The following is an 18,133-nucleotide window of genomic DNA, read 5'->3' as shown; positions in this document are numbered from 1 at the left end:
TAAAGCAAATGAACGGCAATGGCTACGAGAGCAATCCTATTTTAGACAAACTCCCAAAACATCTTATACAGTACATTAAGCCTCAAAACTACGAGACTTATACACCCATTAACCAAGCGGTATGGCGTTATGTAATGCGGAAAAATGTTGTGTACCTAAGTAAGGTGGCTCATAAATCATATTTAGAAGGATTAAGAAAAACCGGTATTTCCATTGACAACATCCCTAACATGTACGGCATGAACCGTATTCTTAAAAATTTAGGTTGGGCAGCTGTGGCGGTAGACGGATTTATTCCACCAGCAGCTTTTATGGAGTTTCAGGCATATAATGTTTTGGTTATCGCTTCTGATATTCGTCAGCTAGAAAACATAACTTACACCCCTGCACCAGATATTATTCATGAAGGTGCTGGTCATGCCCCCATTATTGGAAATTCAGAATATTCAGCATACTTGAGGCGATTTGGCGAAATCGGCAGTAAAGCCATCTCTAGTGCGAAAGATTTTGAATTGTATGAAGCGGTTCGCCATCTTTCTATAATTAAAGAAGCTAAAGGAACAGCTTTAGAAGAAATTGAAAAAGCTGAAAAACATATTGGATTTTTGCAAGAAAATATGGGCGACCCGAGCGAGATGGCGCTTATTCGCAATCTTCATTGGTGGACCGTTGAATACGGACTCATTGGCACCCTTGATGACCCTAAAATATACGGAGCAGGACTTTTATCTTCTATTGGTGAAAGTCAATGGTGCATGACCGATAAGGTTAAAAAACTACCTTATTCTATTGAGGCAGCTAAAACTACGTTCGATATTACAAAACCTCAACCTCAACTTTTCGTAACTCCAGATTTTGCTTTTTTAAGTCAGGTTTTAGAAGATTTCGCTAACACGATGGCGCTAAGAACGGGTGGTCTTAGTGGTTTACAAAAACTGATCAATTCTAAAGAACTAGGAACTATTGAATTAAGTACGGGTTTACAAGTTTCTGGAAACTTTGAAACATTAATTGAACATGACGGTAAACCAATCTATTTTCAAACCAAAGGAAAATCTGCGCTTGCCTATAGAGAAAAAGAATTAGTAGGCCAAGACATTAACCAACATGAAACCGGCTTTGGATCACCAATTGGTAGATTAAAAGGCATAAACATACCTATTGAAGAAATGAGTCCACGAGACCTTAAAGCCTATAAAATTTATGAAGGTGAAGTTGTTTCGTTAGATTTCACAGGCGGTATAAATGTTACAGGTAAAATAATCACAGGCACACGTAATCTGCAAGGGCGTATCATATTAATCACCTTCGAAAACTGTAAAGTCACCCATAATGGCAAAATTCTATTCGAATCGAACAACGAATTATACAATATGGCTATTGGCGAAGAAATCGTTTCTGCTTACCATGGACCAGCAGATCTAAAAAGCTTTGATTTATTAGACCATACGTTAAGTACGGGTTCGATAAATAATGATAACACCAACATAAGTGAACTGGAATCATATTATAAATTAATTCGTGATTTTAGAGAAGGAAAGAATACCATTATCTCTAGAACTAAAGTGTTTCAAGAAATACAACAGAAATATCCGTCAGATTGGTTATTACCTATAGAAATATATGAATTGGCCGTGAAAAGTGGAGACAAGGCATTAACTGACAGTATAAAAATTCATCTTGAAACCATTAAGAAAAACCAGCCCAACTTAGGGCAGTTGATAGATGATGGCTTAGAATTAGCTGCCACAGAAACTAAAACTATGGCTTAATGACTTGTAAACCTTCTAAAGATTCAATAGTTCGCTCTTGGTAGGTTAAACGCCAACCCATAGAATTTGTAAGAATATAGAACTTCTGCAATTCACTTATCAATCTGTTTTCAGCATTGGTTCTTAACGATGAGGCTTTCACCTTTTTCATCAATGAAGCGTTTACCGTTTTTTTAATTTTATTATAGTCGGCAGCATCGAATTGGTTCAAATAGTCTGCGGTTACATCATAGTATTCAAAATCTGGATTCAACTTAATTTCAGCCTCTGGCATACTATTTATTTTAACTGTTTTAGTGGCTTCATCAATTTCAAAATCTATAAGTCTTAAATCGTAGGCAACCGTAACATCTGCATTCACAATTACTAACGCTTTTTTTTCGGCACGCAATAGCTGACCAAAAAGTGCTTTTGAATCTTTATAATTATACACCTCAGCAAAATGACCTTCAGTAACTATCAATTTAGAAACATTGGATATTTCTTGCTGAATAAGCATGGAATTTTCCTGCAGAATAGACTTATCTTCCTTATCTTCATTACAAGAACGAATTACAAAAACTATTGCCAAGGTAATTATAACGCCAGCTATAAATTTTCTCATGGTTCGGGAAATTTGAAATCCATAAACGGATAGGTTTGTTTTATATCCGCAATCTTACCCTGTAGCGATGTTAGAAATTTTTGATGCGCCATACCATCCGGATTAAAAGCCCGATGCTTCAACCCTCGTTGTATCTCATCAATCTTAGTCATATCATAACCAACATTATCATCAATCCAAACCTCCCAAAATTTTTCCCAGATATAGTCAATTGCCATTTCATTAGGATGTAGCATGTCTTTGGCATAAAAACGATAATCTCGCAACTCGTCCATCATTAGCTCATAACTTGGGAAATAACAAATCCTATCGGTCTTAACTACTTGATGAATAGCCGAAATTAAATGTGCCTTGCTCAATTGATTCTGAACGAAACCATCTTTTAAATGCCTTACCGGAGATACCGTGAAAATAAATTGAACTGTCGGATTTACTGAACGAACCAACGCGATAGTTCGCATTAAACTCTCTTTTACATCTTCAACACCCAATAATTCTTTCGTAAAATTGGACTGTGGCATTTTATGACAATTTGCAACCAACTGCTTGCTAGAACTATATCGATACACCCAGGCAGTACCAAAAGTAATGATGACATGACTTGCCTTTTTCAATTGAACCAATGTATGTTCAACAGCAAAATTCAAATCTGATATTAATTTTTCTTTGGACGAATTACTTAGCTCTGAATGCGCATCAAAACAATGCCATTGTTCATTTGAATCAAAAACATCATTTTCACCATAAATATCTTGTTGAACTGCCTTTTGAATCAATTTTTCAATTGCCAAAGGATGAAATAAAATCCCAAACGGATTCTGCAACTCCCGAAACTTATAGTACTCAAATTTAGCTCCTATATTTTCAGAAAAACAAGAACCCAAAAGCAATAATTGACTTGAATAATCGATTGTAGATTTTGCTTTTGAAAGTGGAATTTGGGTTAAAAGTTTCATTTTGGTCGTACACTTTCGTTTAGCTTATGGAAAACTTGATATGGATAAATTTCATAAATAACATTATCCTCATTAATCGTGTTACCCCCATTTTCAAATGCCAACTTCTCCCACTCAACACCTTCTTCCACATTACCTAATTTAGTCATACTCCTACCTTTAAAGTAAAGCGCATCAGCAAAATTTTCATAAACCATTAAAGACATATTAAAAGATTCAATTGCCTCTTCATAATTACCAAGCTCAAAATCTGCAATACCCAAATAATACCAATCTAAATAATGACAGGCCTCTTGTGGTAGATCTTTAGGAAAATCTTTAAATTGCTGTTCTTTACTTAACAGTAAAAACTCTTTAGCCTTAGGAAATTCATTTAATTGAAGGTAATCTAACCCGATGTAAAAATTATAGGTATGGTCCATGACATAACCATCTCCATACTCTTTTTTGGCTCTCATAAATTCGGATATAGAATTCATATAATCCTTAGAAAATATACATCTCATAAATCCGCTGTAATCCAACCATTTCTTAGGATCATGCTCAACAGCTTTCTCTAAAAATGGCTTACCCAGCTGATACTTTCTTGCCTTATATAAAGGCATAGCTTTTTGCTGCCAAAGCCAACCGTTATCTGGTTGAATCGAAAGCGCTGAATCTAAAAATTGTTGATGTTCTAAAGAATGTAAAGGTGTGCTGAACGCTTTTTGAATAAAACCTTTAATCCGCATTGAATCGACTGAAGTAAGTGCCTTAACTTCAGAATCATCTGTGTTATTTTGGTCTTTCGTTGCCAAATTACAAGAGACAACACTCAGTAAAATGATTAAATATTTTTTCATAAAACCACCCAGTTATATAGCCTCTTCAAAATAATGAAGTGTTTCTATCTACATTTTGAAGATAGTCTTAAATTTTTATTTAATAGGATTACCACACATGAACCAATCTTCGCCTACATAAAACATCTGAACAAATAAATTTTATTATAGATATTCCTTGGCTTTATCCAGGGCCTCACTAATACCGTCAGGATTCTTACCGCCAGCCGTCGCAAAGAAAGGTTGGCCACCGCCACCACCTTGAATATATTTACCCAACTCTCTTACTATAGTTCCAGCATTTAATCCTTTAGAAGCCACTAGTTCTTTTGACACATAGCAAGACAATAAAGCTTTACCATTTTGTTCCGTTCCAAAAAGAAGAAAAAGGTTATCCTTATTATTACCCATTTCAAAACAAAGGTCTTTTACGCCACCTGCATCTAAATCTATACGTTTGGTAAGAAACTGCACTCCGTTTACTTCTTGAAGCTCCTGCAACAATTCTCCTTTAAGGTTCTTTGCCTTGTCTTTCAATAATTCGGCAACTTGCTTTTTAAGATTGCTATTTTCATCTTGCAAACCAACCACACTTTTTACAGGGTCCTGAGAATTTCCTAATACATCCTTAATCTTGGACAAAAGTTTATCATTATCTACATGAAAATCCTTTACCGCATCGCCTGTTATAGCTTCAATTCTTCTAATACCAGCTGCAACCGCACCTTCTGATTTAATTTTAAATTGCCAGATATCGCCTGTATTTTTCACATGGGTTCCTCCACATAATTCGATAGACTGTCCAAATCTTATCGTACGAACGGCATCACCATATTTCTCACCAAACAAAGCCATTGCACCTGCTTCTACAGCGTCTTTCATAGGCACATTTCTCTGCTCTTGCACTTGTAAATGACCATCAATTCGTGCATTCACAAAATTTTCAACATCGCGTAGCTCTTCATTTGTAAGTTTGGCAAAGTGAGAGAAATCGAAACGCAAATATTTAGAGTGCACCGAAGAGCCCTTTTGCTCAACATGTTTACCTAAAATTTCACGTAATGCTTGATGCAGCAAATGTGTTGCCGTATGATTCGACTCTGTTCTACTACGTTGCTTTTTATCCACTACAGCTTTAAAACTTTCGCCTAAATGTTTAGGTAAGTTCTTAGCAAAATGAATGATTTCGTTATTCTCCTTTTTGGTATCGATAATATATACAACATCTCCATGTGTATCTTCTAAATAGCCCTTATCCCCAACTTGACCACCACCTTCAGCATAAAATGGGGTTAGATTAAACACCATCTGAAACTGAGTCCCATCTTTCTTTGAGACTATTTTACGATACTTTGTAATCTTAACCTCAACATCAAGTAAATCATATCCAACAAATTCTTGCTCGTTGTCATCTACTAAAATTTCCCAATCCTGTTTAGAAACAACCGAGGCAGATTTAGACCTATTCTTTTGTTGCTGCATAGCCTTTTCAAAACCAGCTTCATCCAATTCATAGCCTTTTTCGCTTAAAATCAATGCAGTCAAATCTATAGGAAATCCGAATGTATCATATAATTCAAATGCTTTACTACCGTCAACAGTTTTCCCCTTAGTATTTGTTATTATGGTGTCTAGTAAAACCAATCCTTGATCAAGAGTCTTCAGGAAAGAAAACTCTTCTTCTTTTATTACGTTTTCAATCAACTGCTTTTGTTCTTTCAATTCAGGATAGGCATCGCCTAAAGAATCGGTAAGTACATTCACTAAACGATACATAAATGGCTCTTTCGTATTCAAAAACGTGAATCCGTAACGAACCGCTCTTCTGAGAATTCTTCGTATCACATAACCCGCACCAGTATTACTAGGTAATTGACCGTCGGCAATAGAAAATGAAACTGCACGTATATGGTCGCTGATAACGCGTATTGCAATATCTACCTCTTCATTTTTACCATAATCAGAATTGGTTATGGTTTCAATTTCACGAATTAATGGTGTAAATATATCGGTATCGTAATTAGATTGCACTCCCTGTAAAACCATACAAAGTCGCTCGAACCCCATACCCGTATCTACATGTTTTGCAGGTAAACTTTCTAAAGAGCCATTAGCTTTTCGATTATACTGCATAAATACCAAGTTCCAAATCTCTACAACTTGAGGATGGTCTTGATTTACTAAACTGGCACCAGAAACTTTAGCCTTCTCTTCTTTTGAACGAATATCTACATGGATTTCGGAACATGGCCCACACGGACCTTGATCTCCCATTTCCCAGAAATTATCCTTCTTACTCCCCATGATAATTCTATCTGTAGGAACAATTTTCTTCCATAAAGCATATGCTTCATGGTCTTTTTCTAATTTATCGGCATCTTCACTTCCTTCAAAGACAGACACATAAAGACTTTCTTTATCTACTTTTAAAACTTCCGTCAATAGCTCCCATGCCCAAGTAATCGCTTCTTCTTTAAAGTAATCACCAAAACTCCAGTTGCCGAGCATCTCAAACATCGTATGGTGGTAGGTATCTTTACCCACCTCTTCAAGATCATTGTGCTTGCCACTAACCCGTAAACATTTCTGTGTATCGACCACCCTAGAGTTTTTAGACTGACTTATACCTAAAAAATATTCTTTAAATTGGTTCATACCTGCATTAGTAAATAGCAGGGTTGGATCATCTTTTATGACCATTGGGGCAGAAGCCACAATTTTGTGACCCTTACCTTTGAAAAAATTAAGAAATGCTGTTCTTGTATCCTTGGAATTCATCTAAAATGCTAAGCTTTTACAAATTTTAACGCTTTATATAAAACTATTTTTATATTTGTTTGTTCCGTTAAAATTAAATAACAAAAATAGGATAAATAACATTCATGTCTAAGGTAAAATACTATTACGACCCGGACACCCTGTCGTACCGTAAAATAGAACCCAAAAAATCTAAGCGTTATAGAAATATAACTTTGTTTATTTTGGGATCATTCCTTTTTGGATTTTTAGCCCTTATTCTTCTTTTAAATACTAACCTCGTTAATACCCCTAGGGAACTTTCCTTATCTCGTGAAGTGAAAAATTACGAGCTTCAATATGAACTATTGAACAAAAAAATGGCCCAAATCGAAGAGGTACTAGGAAATATTGAAGAACGCGATAACAATATCTACCGACTATATTTTGAAGCAAACCCTATACCGGACGAGCAACGCAAAGCAGGTTTTGGAGGTATTAATCGTTACAAATCATTAGAAGGTTTCAACAATTCAGAAATGATAGTGTCTACCACAAAAAGGTTGGACATTATAAAAAAACAAATGGCCATACAATCTAAATCATTGGACGAGATTACCAAATTGGCCGAAGAGAAAGAAAAATTATTGATGTCCATTCCAGCAATACAACCTATAAATAATGAGGACCTTACACGTATGGCTTCTGGTTACGGTTGGCGATCGGATCCTTTCACTAAAGCTAGAAAAATGCATTACGGCATGGACTTCACAGCACCGAAAGGCACACCTATTTATGCTGCTGGTGACGGAAAAATTACTCGGGCCGATAACAATTCATCAGGATATGGAAAACATATACGTATTGAGCATGGTTATGGCTACTTAAGCCTTTATGCTCATTTAAGTCAATACAACGTTAAGTCCGGTCAAAAAGTGAAACGCGGCGATTTAATAGGTTTTGTAGGTAGTACAGGCCGATCAGAAGCACCTCATTTACATTATGAGGTCTGGAAAGAAAACGATAGGATCAACCCTATCAATTTCTACTATGGTAGTTTATCTCCAGAAGAATTTGAGAACATGTTGAAATTCGCTAATCAAGAAAACCAATCATTGGATTAATGCAAATAGAACTCCCAGAAAAAAGATATTACGGAATTGGCGAAGTGGCCAAGGCCTTTAAGGTCAATGCCTCATTAATTCGGTTTTGGGAGAAAGAATTCGATGTGCTTCAGCCTAAAAAAAATGCTAAGGGCAATAGAAAATTTACACCTCAAGATATAAAAAACCTTCAGCTGATCTACCATTTGGTCAAAGAACGGGGATTTACCCTTGATGGCGCTAAAACACACCTTAAAGAAGAAAAACAGAAAACGCTTTCAAATTTTGACATTATCCAAAAGCTGGAACGGGTAAAGGCAGAACTGAACAAAATAAAAGACCAATTATAACACTACCATTATGAAAAAAGGAATTATTGCGTTAATCGCAATTGTCGTCATTACGTTTGGACTATACCAATGGGGCGTAGGCTTTAATAATACTGCCGTTGCTTTAAAAGAAACCTCTACCAAAACTTGGGCAAATGTTGAAAGCGTCTATCAACGTAGAAACGACCTAATTGGCAACTTAGTAAAAACTGTGCAAGGTGCCGCTGATTTTGAAAGAGGAACATTGACCGATGTCATCGAAGCAAGAGCCAAAGCCACATCTGTAAGTATTGACCCGGCAAATATAACGCCAGAGCAATTGGCACAGTTCAACCAGGCACAAAGCGGACTTAGCAGTGCCCTAAGCAGATTATTGGTGACCGTAGAACGTTACCCTGATTTAAAAGCTAATCAGAACTTTCTTGAGCTTCAGTCTCAATTAGAAGGCACAGAAAATCGTATAAATGTCGCTAGAGATAGATTTAATGCAACCGTTGAGCCGTACAACTTACACATTAAAAAATTCCCGAATTCGATATTGGCAGGTTTCTTAAACTTTAATGAATTGGCCTATTACAAAGCCGATGCAGGTTCTGAAAATGCACCAGATGTGAATTTTGAATTTGATTGATTCGCCGATGTCCAAAGTAGAAGATTTTTTGACCGTTACCGAAGAACAAGAAATAGTTAACGCTATTTTAAGGGCCGAAAAAAACACATCTGGTGAAATTAGGGTGCACATAGAAGCACATACCCAAAAAGACCATTACAAACGCGCTCAAGAAGTATTCCACCTACTAAAGATGGATAATACCAAACAAGAAAACGGTGTTCTTATATATGTAGCAGTAAATGACAGAAAATTTGTTATTTGTGGCGATAAGGGAATTGACAAAGTAGTGCCTGCAGATTTCTGGCAAACTACTAAAGACACCATTCAAAGCCATTTTATTAAAGGAGCTTACAAAGAGGGTATTATATCTGGTATTTTAAAAGCCGGTTCAGAATTGAACATCCATTTTCCATGGCATTCAGAGGACACCAACGAATTAAGCAATGAGATATCTAAAGGTTAGCCTTATACTACTTTTTCTTTGGTGCAAACCTGTTTGGAGTCAATTTGAAATTCCTGATAAGCCAGCACTACAAACAAGTGTTTATGACTACACCAACTTACTGACTGACCAACAAAAAAAGCAGTTAAGCCAGAAGTTGGTAAGATATTCAGACAGCACTTCTACACAAATAGTGATTACGATAATCGCCACTACTAAAGGCGAGGACATTAATTATCTCGGTGCTAACTGGGGCCAAAAATGGGGTATTGGTCAAAAAGGAAAAGATAATGGCATATTAATCATATTAGCACAAAATGACAGAAAAATTGCAATAAATACAGGCTATGGAGTTGAAGGTTCATTAACCGACGCGCTTTCGAAAAGAATTATCGAAAATATTATATTGCCCGAGTTTAGAACAGGTAATTTTTACGGTGGCTTAGACAAAGGAGCCGATGTTATTTTTCAAGTCCTGAATGGTGAGTTTCAAGAAGAGCGAACCTTTGGAGACAATGATGGTTTCCCGTTCTCGTCCATCTTACCTTTCATCATTTTTATTGTCATTTTATTTATACTTTGGAGCAGAAAGAACGATAACAATAATGGTCGCGGAGGAAGACGCAGAGGCCTAAGTCCCTGGGAGATGATTATACTAAGCAACATGGGGCGCTCAAACGGTTCTGGCGGATTCAGCGGTAGCAGCGGAGGCGGAAGCTTTGGCGGTGGCGGATTCGGCGGAGGTTTTGGTGGCGGTGGTTTCGGTGGCGGCGGTGCCTCAGGAGGGTGGTAGATTTTGGTTAAAAAAAATCAAGTAATTTCTTAAAAAAATTACTTGACTATTTTAAAACCTTTAATTTCCAAAATTTATTTCTTCCTCATAAATACCGTGATAGGCACTCCTGTAAAATCATATTCTTCCCTAATTTTATTCTCCAAATATCTTTTGTATGGTTCACGCACGTACTGAGGAAGGTTACAGAAAAATGCAAATTGCGGATAAGGTGTCGGCAACTGAGTACAGAATTTTATCTTAACGAATTTACCTTTATATGCCGGTGGCGGATAGTTTTCAATAATCGGCAACATCGTCTCATTAAACTTACGAGTAATAATTTTCTTGTTTCTATTGTTATATACCTCGACCGCAGTTTCAATTGCTTTAAAAATACGCTGCTTTGTGAGTACAGAAATAAAAAGAATGGGCACATCGGTAAATGGCTCAATCGCTTTTTTAATTTTTTGGGTATAGTGCTTTATGGTATTGGTTTCTTTATCCTCTACCAAATCCCACTTATTCACAAGAATAACAATTCCTTTATGGTTACGCTGCGCAAGCCAAAATATATTCTCTACCTGACCGTCAAAACCTCTAGTGGCATCTAACAACAATATACAAACATCGCAATGCTCGATAGCCCTAACAGAACGCATTACAGAATAGAATTCTAAATCTTCTTTCACTTTCGCCTTACGACGTATACCCGCAGTATCAACTAAATTAAATTCGAATCCAAAACGGTTGTATTTAGTATCAATACTATCTCTAGTGGTACCCGCAATATCAGTAACAATATATCTTTCCTCACCGATCAATGCATTTATAAATGAAGATTTACCTGCATTTGGCCTACCGACTACAGCAAATCTTGGCAATTCGCTTTTCTCCTCTTCAACATCTGGCAACTCTTTTACAAGAGCATCCAATAAATCACCTGTACCGCCACCATTAATACTTGACAATGTGTAATATTCACCAAGTCCTAATGAATAAAACTCAACAGCATCCTCTGCACGTTTTGCATTATCAACTTTGTTTATTGCTAAGAAAACAGGTTTTTTAACTCTCCGTAGTAATTTCGCAACGTCTTCGTCCATACCGGTTACACCGGTTTCTACATCAACCATAAAAATAATGGCATCGGCTTCTTCAATAGCCAACTCAACTTGTTTATCAATCTCCTTTTCGAAAACATCATCACTACCAACAACGTACCCGCCTGTATCAATAACAGAAAATTCTTTGCCGTTCCAATCACTCTTTCCGTAATGACGATCACGTGTAACACCACTAACGGCATCAACAATTGCTTCACGTCTCTGAATCAATCGATTAAAAAAAGTAGATTTTCCTACATTTGGTCTCCCCACAATGGCAACAATAGCACTCATAGCTTAAATTTGCCGCAAAGGTAGTATAATCCCAACAATAGTTACCTGATTACCTTAGGTATATGAAAAATTGAAGAATTGTATTATTTATTATATCCAAATCGTTTTAATTGCCTAGAATCACTTCGCCAGTTTTTATTGACTTTGACATATAATTCAATATGCACTTGTTTACCAAAAAACTTCTCTAAATCTTTTCTTGCTTCTATGCCCACTCGTTTTAAAGCTGCTCCTTTATGACCAATAATAATTCCCTTTTGAGAATCACGCTCTACCATTATCACAGAACGCATTCTAATAATATCTTCGTCCTCAAAAAATTCCTCCGTTTCGATTTCTACGGCATACGGAATTTCCTTTTTATAATTCAATAGAATTTTCTCACGGATGGTTTCATTGACAAAAAAACGTTCTGGCTTATCGGTCAACTGGTCTTTTGGATAATACGCTGGAGAATTTGGCAACAACTCTATAATACGTTCAAATACTCCTTTTACATTAAAATTCGATAATGCAGAAATTGGATGTATTTCGACACTAGGTAACAATTCTTGCCAATATTGAACTTGCTCCTCCAATAACTCTTGAGTAGCGGTATCAACCTTATTCAATAATAACAGAACAGGAATTTTACAGTTCTTTATTTTTTCGAAAAAAGCTTCATCTTTTAATGCCTTCTCCCCTATTTCAACCATATAGAGCAACACATCTGCATCTTCGAAAGCAGATTTAACAAAATCCATCATACTACTTTGAAGCTCGTATGCTGGTTTAATAATGCCTGGCGTATCCGACAGAATCATTTGAAAATCATCCCCATTTACAATACCTAATATACGGTGCCTGGTTGTTTGTGCCTTAGATGTAATTATGGATAATTTTTCACCCACAAATGCATTCATTAAAGTAGATTTACCCACATTTGGGTTTCCTATAATATTTACGAAGCCTGCCTTATGATCTACCATCCTTATACTTAATTATATATTTCTTCAATTCCACATTTACCTTTGGAGCCAACAAAAGTACGGCAATCATATTCGGTATTACCATAAGTGCATATGACAAATCGATTAAATTTTTCACAAGCTCTAATGAGGCAACAGCGGCAAATACAATCATAATTACAAAATACCAGTTATAATATTCCCCTATTTTGGCATTGGTCAAAAATGAAAGTGATTTTACACCGTAATAAGAATAGGTAAACAAAGTAGACAAGGCAAAAGCAGTTACAATGACCATTAACAAAACATCGCCCCAGCCAAACAATGTAGTTTCAAATGCAGAAAGCGTCATTACAATACCGCTTGAATCTTCTAGATAAGCACCGCTTAAAATAATTACGATTGCAGTAAACGTGCAAACCAAAATCGTATCTATAAATGGACCTAACATAGCAACCAGACCTTCTCTTATTGGCTCGTCGTTCTTTGATTGCCCATGATACATAGGCGCACTACCCAAACCAGCTTCATTAGAGAACATAGCTCTACGAACACCAATAATGACTAGGCCCCAAAAACCACCCGTTGCCAGAGATTTAAAGTTCCACGCCTCTGTAATAATCATTTTTAAAGAAGGTAGAATTTGCCCTGAATTCAATACCATTACCACTATTACCGCCACCAAATACACCGCAACCATAAAAGGTACGATGGCAGATGCCACCTTGGCTATTTTTGTTAACCCCCCAAATATTACAAATGAAGTGATAACTGCCAAAACAAGGCCAATAGTCCATTTCCAATTTTCATCACTCATCTCAATTATTGTTGAACTTGGTTCAACCACACTCATAAATGTTTCGGTAAATTGATTCGCAGTAAAAACCCCTAAAAAACCAAATATGCCACATACTGCGAAAAAAGTTGCCAGCGGACGAGCTTTTTCACCTAAGCCTTTAGTAATATAATACATTGGCCCTCCTTGCATTTTACCGTCGGAATCTGTGCCCCGATACATAATCGCCAAACTACAGGAATAGAATTTTATACACATTCCTATTAATGCCGTCATCCAAATCCAGAACACTACCCCAGGACCACCATCATGTATTGCAATGGCAACCCCTGAAATATTTCCCAGACCCACTGTTGCCGCAACTGCGGCGGACAATGCCTGAAAAGAACTCACATCTCCTTTTGAATTTTTATTATCATATTTACCTGCTGTAATGGCAATAGCATGCCCAAAAAAGCGATAAGGCATTAACTTAGAATAGAAAACGAGGAAGAGTCCACCTCCAATAAGCAACAAAAACATTGGCCATTCTGTATACGGTAGTGCGCCCGCAATAAAATCATTGATTGTATCCATAAAGTAGTAAAAATCCGAAGTTATGGATTTTAAGTTTTTTAAAAGATACTGGCGCTAAAAAGATTATTTAAATAAGTTTTGAAATTATAATAATATGGTTGTATATTTGCAGCCCGTTACAAATAGTAGCGTTCCTTTATCTTGTCAGTGTAATGAGCTGAAGTTGGAAAACAAGTGAGATAAAAAACCCATATCGCGGGGTAGAGCAGTAGGTAGCTCGTCGGGCTCATAACCCGAAGGTCACTGGTTCGAGTCCAGTTCCCGCTACTAGTAAAATCAAGCCTTCACAGAAATGTGAAGGCTTTTTTTATTCCTCATAGTACAGAATAAGTACAGAATAAGTACAGAATAACATCAATCTCAGACGTCAATAGCTTTTGATATCAAATGTTTCCTTTTGTCTATAATCAATATGGATTTTAGGGAAGAATAATAAATTTTACTATGCCGCAACCTCGGTTCTTCGTAAGGGAAGTTTATTATCATACAATATACACGCAATTTAAACTCGTAAAATACTTCCATCAAAAGACTACGGCATAAAGCCAATGCTCTTTCCAACGCTTATTTATTCCGTTTCCTTTTGAGCCAAGATTTTATCTTCCGTTTGGTTTCTGCTCAAATATTGTTTAATCAAAAATTTGAGTATTATGACAACAAAAGCGAGTATCACAAGAAAGAGCGGTAAAAAAATTACGGCTGCTAAGAAAGAAGTCAAAGAAAAATTGACACAAAAAGCGAGTAAGGCTATTTTGAGCAACCTTTCCTATCAGTTTTTTTTGCAAAGTAAATGACCCAGATACTGCAAAATACTATGAACGTTTTTTTGAGATTGTCCGTAAAGAAACCACAAGTATCAACCGTGGTCATAATCTGAATTTTGATACACGGATTACCACAGGCGAAAAAGAAGTTTCCAAACGCAGGGCAGATGTTTTCTTTCGTTTGAAACAAGGCGAGTTTATAACTTTTGCTGATGGCGAGTATAAAAGAGTTCAATTTAAACTACAAGCGATTAAAAGGGAAATACCATATCCTCATCAACATTTCACAACTGATGAATTAAAGCTCAATTTTGAACGGATTTATAGAGAGGCAAAATCTATATTTAAGGTTAACTAAAATTAGCTAATAAAGATTTAAAAAATCCATAATAATGGGTTTAGCTTATTGCTTTAACTTAAAATTATCTCAAAACCTGATAGTAAAAAATACTATTAAGAATTATTCTAAATAATTTGGACAATACAAAAGAGGATATTATATTTGCGACCTATTTATAATCATTCTAAATAAAATTGCAAATGAAAATTCTATCCTTCACAGCAACTACCTTGCTATTTTACATCACGGGATTGGCACAGACCAACCCACAACAAAAAGATTCAATTAAGCAACAAACCGAACAACTTAAGGAAGTCATCGTTACGGGAAATGTATTATTGGGAAGTAAATTTGAGGCACAAAACAAAACGGGTTCTGCAACTTATATCTCAAAAGAAGACTTGAAAAAGTTCTCTTTCACCAATATCAACAGAATTTTACGCACGGTTCCAGGCATCAACATCTATGAAGAAGATGGTTTTGGATTACGCCCAAACATTAGTTTAAGAGGTACTTCGCCTGAGCGCAGCGCAAAAATTAATTTAATGGAAGATGGTGTGTTGATTGCACCCGCCCCTTACAGTGCACCAGCTGCCTACTATTTTCCTACTATTGGCAGAATGGAAGCCATAGAGGTGTTAAAAGGAAGCAGCCAAATACAGTACGGCCCCAACACCACAGGTGGTGCCATAAATATGATATCCTCTCGTATACCGGAAAAATTTTCTGGAAAAGCATCGATTGCTGCCGGAAACTATGATTCAAGAAACACCCAATTGGTCTTAGGCAATAGTTTTAAGAACTTTGGGTTTATGACGGATTATTACAACTACAGTTCCGATGGTTTTAAGGATTTAGACGGTGGTGGCAACACGGGTTTCGACAAAACAGATTATTTGGCCAAATTTAGAGTAAATACAGATTTGGATGCCAAAATCTATCAGTCGCTATTGTTTAAAATCCAATATTCAGAAGAAGAGGCCAACGAGACCTATTTGGGACTGACAGATGCAGATTTTGAGGAAAGTCCCTTTAGAAGATACAGAGCTTCTTCAGAGGATGTGATGAACGCCGAACATCAACAATACCAGCTTACCCATTTTATCCGTTTGTCACCATCCCTTGATATAAGGACAACAGGCTATCTCAATAGATTTAAACGAAATTGGTATAAATTGGATGACGTGAATTTGGGCGAACGCGTAAGTATTAACAACATTTTGTCTTCACCAGAAAATTTTCCTTCAGAATATCAAACCCTCTTGGGCAACGAAGACACCCAAACAAATGCATTAGGTATAAAGGCCAACAACAGAGCTTATACCTCAAACGGAATTCAATCTGTAGCAACTCTAAATTGGGGTAACCGATGGGTACAGCGCTTAGAAGCAGGAATACGCTATCACGAAGATGACGAGGATAGGTTTCAATGGGTGGATAGATATGCGTTTCAAAACCAAGAGTTAATACAGACTACAGTTGGTAAAAAAGGTACAGATGCCAACCGTATAAGCAGTGCAAAAGCACTGGCAGCACATTTACTATACACGGTAAAAATTGAAAGTTTAACCTTGACCCCAGGGTTGCGCTATGAAAACATCACTTTGACCCGAACAGATTATGGTACTGACGATCCTTCCCGAACGGGTCAAGACCTATCAATCAGAGAAAACGAAGTGGATGTCTGGATTCCTGGAATAGGGGTTAATTATAGGTTCAGTAACAACATATCAATATTCGGTGGTGTGCATAAAGGTTTTTCGCCACCAAGTAATACGCCGGGGCAAAATCCTGAAGAAAGCATTAATTATGAATTGGGTTCCCGATTTAGCGTTAAAGGTTTCAACGGCGAAATTGTTGGCTTTTACAATGACTACCAAAACCTACTTGGAAGTGATTTAGCTGCAACTGGCGGTACAGGAAGCCTTGACCAATTTAACGCAGGCGAAGTTCGTGTAAGTGGTATCGAGTTTTTACTAAATTACAACCTGTTGTATAAACAAAGTAGTAGATTTAAGCTTCCCTTATCTGTCTCATACACACTTACCGATACTGAATTTTTAACCAGTTTTGACAGTAATGAGGATATTTACGGCATAGTCACCGTAGGGGACGAGATACCCTATATTGCAAAAAATCAATTAAACGCATCTTTGGGGTTTCAGCACAGTAAGTTTGAAGTAAACCTCAATTCACGATACACAAGCGCTTTCAGAACAAAAGCAGGTGCTGGAACAATCCCAGAAAACTTTAAAGTAGATTCAAATTTTATAGTGGATTTGTCTGCCCGTTATTTTATTGATGCCAATTTTACCTTGTCATCTAATATTATAAATCTCTTTAATACAACCTATGCAGTATCGAGGGTTCCAGCAGGTTTACGTCCTGGACATCCATTTGGGATTAATTTTTCTGTCGCGTACGGATTTTAAATTCTTGAAAAGAAATTACTCAATTTTTAAAAAATAGAACCTTGCCAAATTTTGTATGGATTAGGTTCACTTACTTACCCCTTAATAAACCACTTAATCGAGTACTCTTAAGGGAGGTATGGGTGTGATATTAGTTACTTTTGTAGCATTTATTTAACTTTTAATTACCAATACGTCGATAATTGGGGCTTATTAGTTGATTTTAGAGCAAAATACGCAGATGGCTCTAATATTTTGATAAGTTAAATCTTATTTTTTATCCCGCTTCAAGTTTTTGCACAACCTGTGCATCGATTAATTCGTATATTTGTAAAACTTTATGAAAATACTTGTTTCCATATCAATGTCGTTATTATTCTTTTTTCAAGGAATTAGCATAGATATGGACTTTTGTGGGCCAATTAAAGAAATTTCAAGTATTATTACCCATTATCAAGACCATAAAGTTTATGGCGACTCTTTCCTTGAATATGTAGTTGAAGATTACATTGACAATGATGCAAAAAATGAAGGGCATCATAATAACCCAGTTAAGGAGAATACACCAGTTCATCCCCATAATCAATGTTGTCATCCTTTAGTATTAATTATTGCGAATAACAATTCGGCTTTAACCAATCGACTAAAGTTTGAAGAGAAAAAACAGTTTAACTTACATAATGTAAACTTCAATTCCAGATATCTGGAATCCCTTTTCCAACCCCCTAAAGTATAATTCAGTTTTTTAAGG

Annotated in this window: 15 protein-coding genes, 1 tRNA gene and 1 pseudogene; 10 read left to right on the top strand and 7 right to left on the bottom strand. The window is 36.4% G+C overall.

The window, feature by feature from the left end; genetic code table 11:
- The first annotated feature begins 8 nt into the window (after positions 1-8).
- Positions 9-1,772, top strand: a complete 1,764-nt coding sequence (locus AACZ49_RS02820) for an aromatic amino acid hydroxylase (RefSeq protein ID WP_339651369.1) — start codon at positions 9-11, stop codon at positions 1,770-1,772.
- On the opposite strand, the gene AACZ49_RS02815 is transcribed toward AACZ49_RS02820, so the two are convergent.
- The 4 genes from AACZ49_RS02815 to alaS all read right to left on the bottom strand — a co-directional run bounded on the left by AACZ49_RS02815 (position 1,762) and on the right by alaS (position 6,931).
- Positions 1,762-2,376 carry a DUF4230 domain-containing protein gene (locus AACZ49_RS02815; protein WP_339651367.1) on the bottom strand — a complete coding sequence of 205 codons (615 nt, stop codon included), beginning with the start codon at positions 2,374-2,376 and terminating at the stop codon, positions 1,762-1,764. The two genes, AACZ49_RS02820 and AACZ49_RS02815, sit on opposite strands and share 11 nt — an antisense overlap.
- Positions 2,373-3,332 carry a GSCFA domain-containing protein gene (locus AACZ49_RS02810; RefSeq protein WP_339651365.1) on the bottom strand — a complete coding sequence of 320 codons (960 nt, stop codon included), beginning with the start codon at positions 3,330-3,332 and terminating at the stop codon, positions 2,373-2,375. Before AACZ49_RS02810 ends, AACZ49_RS02815 begins: the two co-directional genes overlap by 4 nt.
- Positions 3,329-4,174: a tetratricopeptide repeat protein gene (locus tag AACZ49_RS02805; RefSeq protein WP_339651362.1), complete on the bottom strand. Its 846-nt coding sequence runs from the start codon at positions 4,172-4,174 to the stop codon at positions 3,329-3,331. Before AACZ49_RS02805 ends, AACZ49_RS02810 begins: the two co-directional genes overlap by 4 nt.
- Positions 4,175-4,318: 144 nt before the next feature.
- Positions 4,319-6,931, bottom strand: coding sequence for an alanine--tRNA ligase (gene alaS, locus AACZ49_RS02800; RefSeq protein WP_339651360.1), 2,613 nt, complete (start codon positions 6,929-6,931; stop codon positions 4,319-4,321).
- Between the two features lie 104 nt (positions 6,932-7,035).
- Here alaS and AACZ49_RS02795 point away from each other — a divergent pair, with 104 nt between their 5' ends.
- The 5 genes from AACZ49_RS02795 to AACZ49_RS02775 are packed head-to-tail and all read left to right on the top strand — an operon-like array spanning position 7,036 to position 10,169.
- The gene (locus AACZ49_RS02795) at positions 7,036-8,013 is read left to right on the top strand and encodes a M23 family metallopeptidase (RefSeq protein WP_339651357.1); all 978 of its coding nucleotides are present in this window, start codon (positions 7,036-7,038) and stop codon (positions 8,011-8,013) included.
- The gene (locus AACZ49_RS02790) at positions 8,013-8,342 is read left to right on the top strand and encodes a MerR family transcriptional regulator (protein WP_339651355.1); all 330 of its coding nucleotides are present in this window, start codon (positions 8,013-8,015) and stop codon (positions 8,340-8,342) included. Before AACZ49_RS02795 ends, AACZ49_RS02790 begins: the two co-directional genes overlap by 1 nt.
- Positions 8,343-8,352: 10 nt before the next feature.
- Positions 8,353-8,952: a LemA family protein gene (locus AACZ49_RS02785; protein ID WP_339651353.1), complete on the top strand. Its 600-nt coding sequence runs from the start codon at positions 8,353-8,355 to the stop codon at positions 8,950-8,952.
- 7 nt (positions 8,953-8,959) lie between these two features.
- Positions 8,960-9,397: a TPM domain-containing protein gene (locus AACZ49_RS02780; RefSeq protein ID WP_339651351.1), complete on the top strand. Its 438-nt coding sequence runs from the start codon at positions 8,960-8,962 to the stop codon at positions 9,395-9,397.
- Positions 9,378-10,169, top strand: a complete 792-nt coding sequence (locus tag AACZ49_RS02775; protein ID WP_339651349.1) for a TPM domain-containing protein — start codon at positions 9,378-9,380, stop codon at positions 10,167-10,169. The genes AACZ49_RS02780 and AACZ49_RS02775 overlap by 20 nt, the downstream gene beginning before the upstream one ends.
- 74 nt (positions 10,170-10,243) lie before the next feature.
- On the opposite strand, the gene der is transcribed toward AACZ49_RS02775, so the two are convergent.
- The 3 genes from der to AACZ49_RS02760 form a co-directional block, all read right to left on the bottom strand.
- Positions 10,244-11,548: a ribosome biogenesis GTPase Der gene (der, locus tag AACZ49_RS02770; protein WP_339651347.1), complete on the bottom strand. Its 1,305-nt coding sequence runs from the start codon at positions 11,546-11,548 to the stop codon at positions 10,244-10,246.
- Positions 11,549-11,631: 83 nt separating this feature from the next.
- Positions 11,632-12,516: a GTPase Era gene (gene era / locus AACZ49_RS02765; RefSeq protein ID WP_339651344.1), complete on the bottom strand. Its 885-nt coding sequence runs from the start codon at positions 12,514-12,516 to the stop codon at positions 11,632-11,634.
- A complete protein-coding gene (locus AACZ49_RS02760) occupies positions 12,503-13,867 on the bottom strand; it encodes an alanine/glycine:cation symporter family protein (protein ID WP_339651342.1) in 1,365 nt (454 codons plus the stop codon). The genes era and AACZ49_RS02760 overlap by 14 nt, the downstream gene beginning before the upstream one ends.
- A 194-nt stretch (positions 13,868-14,061) precedes the next feature.
- Here AACZ49_RS02760 and AACZ49_RS02755 point away from each other — a divergent pair.
- The 4 genes and pseudogenes from AACZ49_RS02755 (at position 14,062) to AACZ49_RS02740 (ending at position 18,118) form a co-directional block, all read left to right on the top strand.
- Positions 14,062-14,134: transfer RNA gene (locus tag AACZ49_RS02755), tRNA-Met, on the top strand.
- A 467-nt stretch (positions 14,135-14,601) separates the two neighbouring features.
- Positions 14,602-14,989, top strand: a pseudogene (locus tag AACZ49_RS02750) (type IV secretory system conjugative DNA transfer family protein); the annotation flags it as partial.
- 182 nt (positions 14,990-15,171) lie between these two features.
- Positions 15,172-17,403 carry a TonB-dependent receptor gene (locus AACZ49_RS02745; RefSeq protein ID WP_339651340.1) on the top strand — a complete coding sequence of 744 codons (2,232 nt, stop codon included), beginning with the start codon at positions 15,172-15,174 and terminating at the stop codon, positions 17,401-17,403.
- Between the two features lie 319 nt (positions 17,404-17,722).
- Entirely contained in the window at positions 17,723-18,118 is a 396-nt protein-coding gene (locus tag AACZ49_RS02740; protein WP_339651337.1) for a hypothetical protein, read from the top strand.
- The last annotated feature ends 15 nt before the right edge of the window (positions 18,119-18,133 follow it).

The organism is uncultured Maribacter sp., from assembly GCF_963975365.1.
Classification (GTDB): domain Bacteria; phylum Bacteroidota; class Bacteroidia; order Flavobacteriales; family Flavobacteriaceae; genus Maribacter.
The sequence above is the reverse complement of the archived record's forward strand: the minus strand, read 5'-3'. Positions and strand labels throughout refer to the sequence as shown.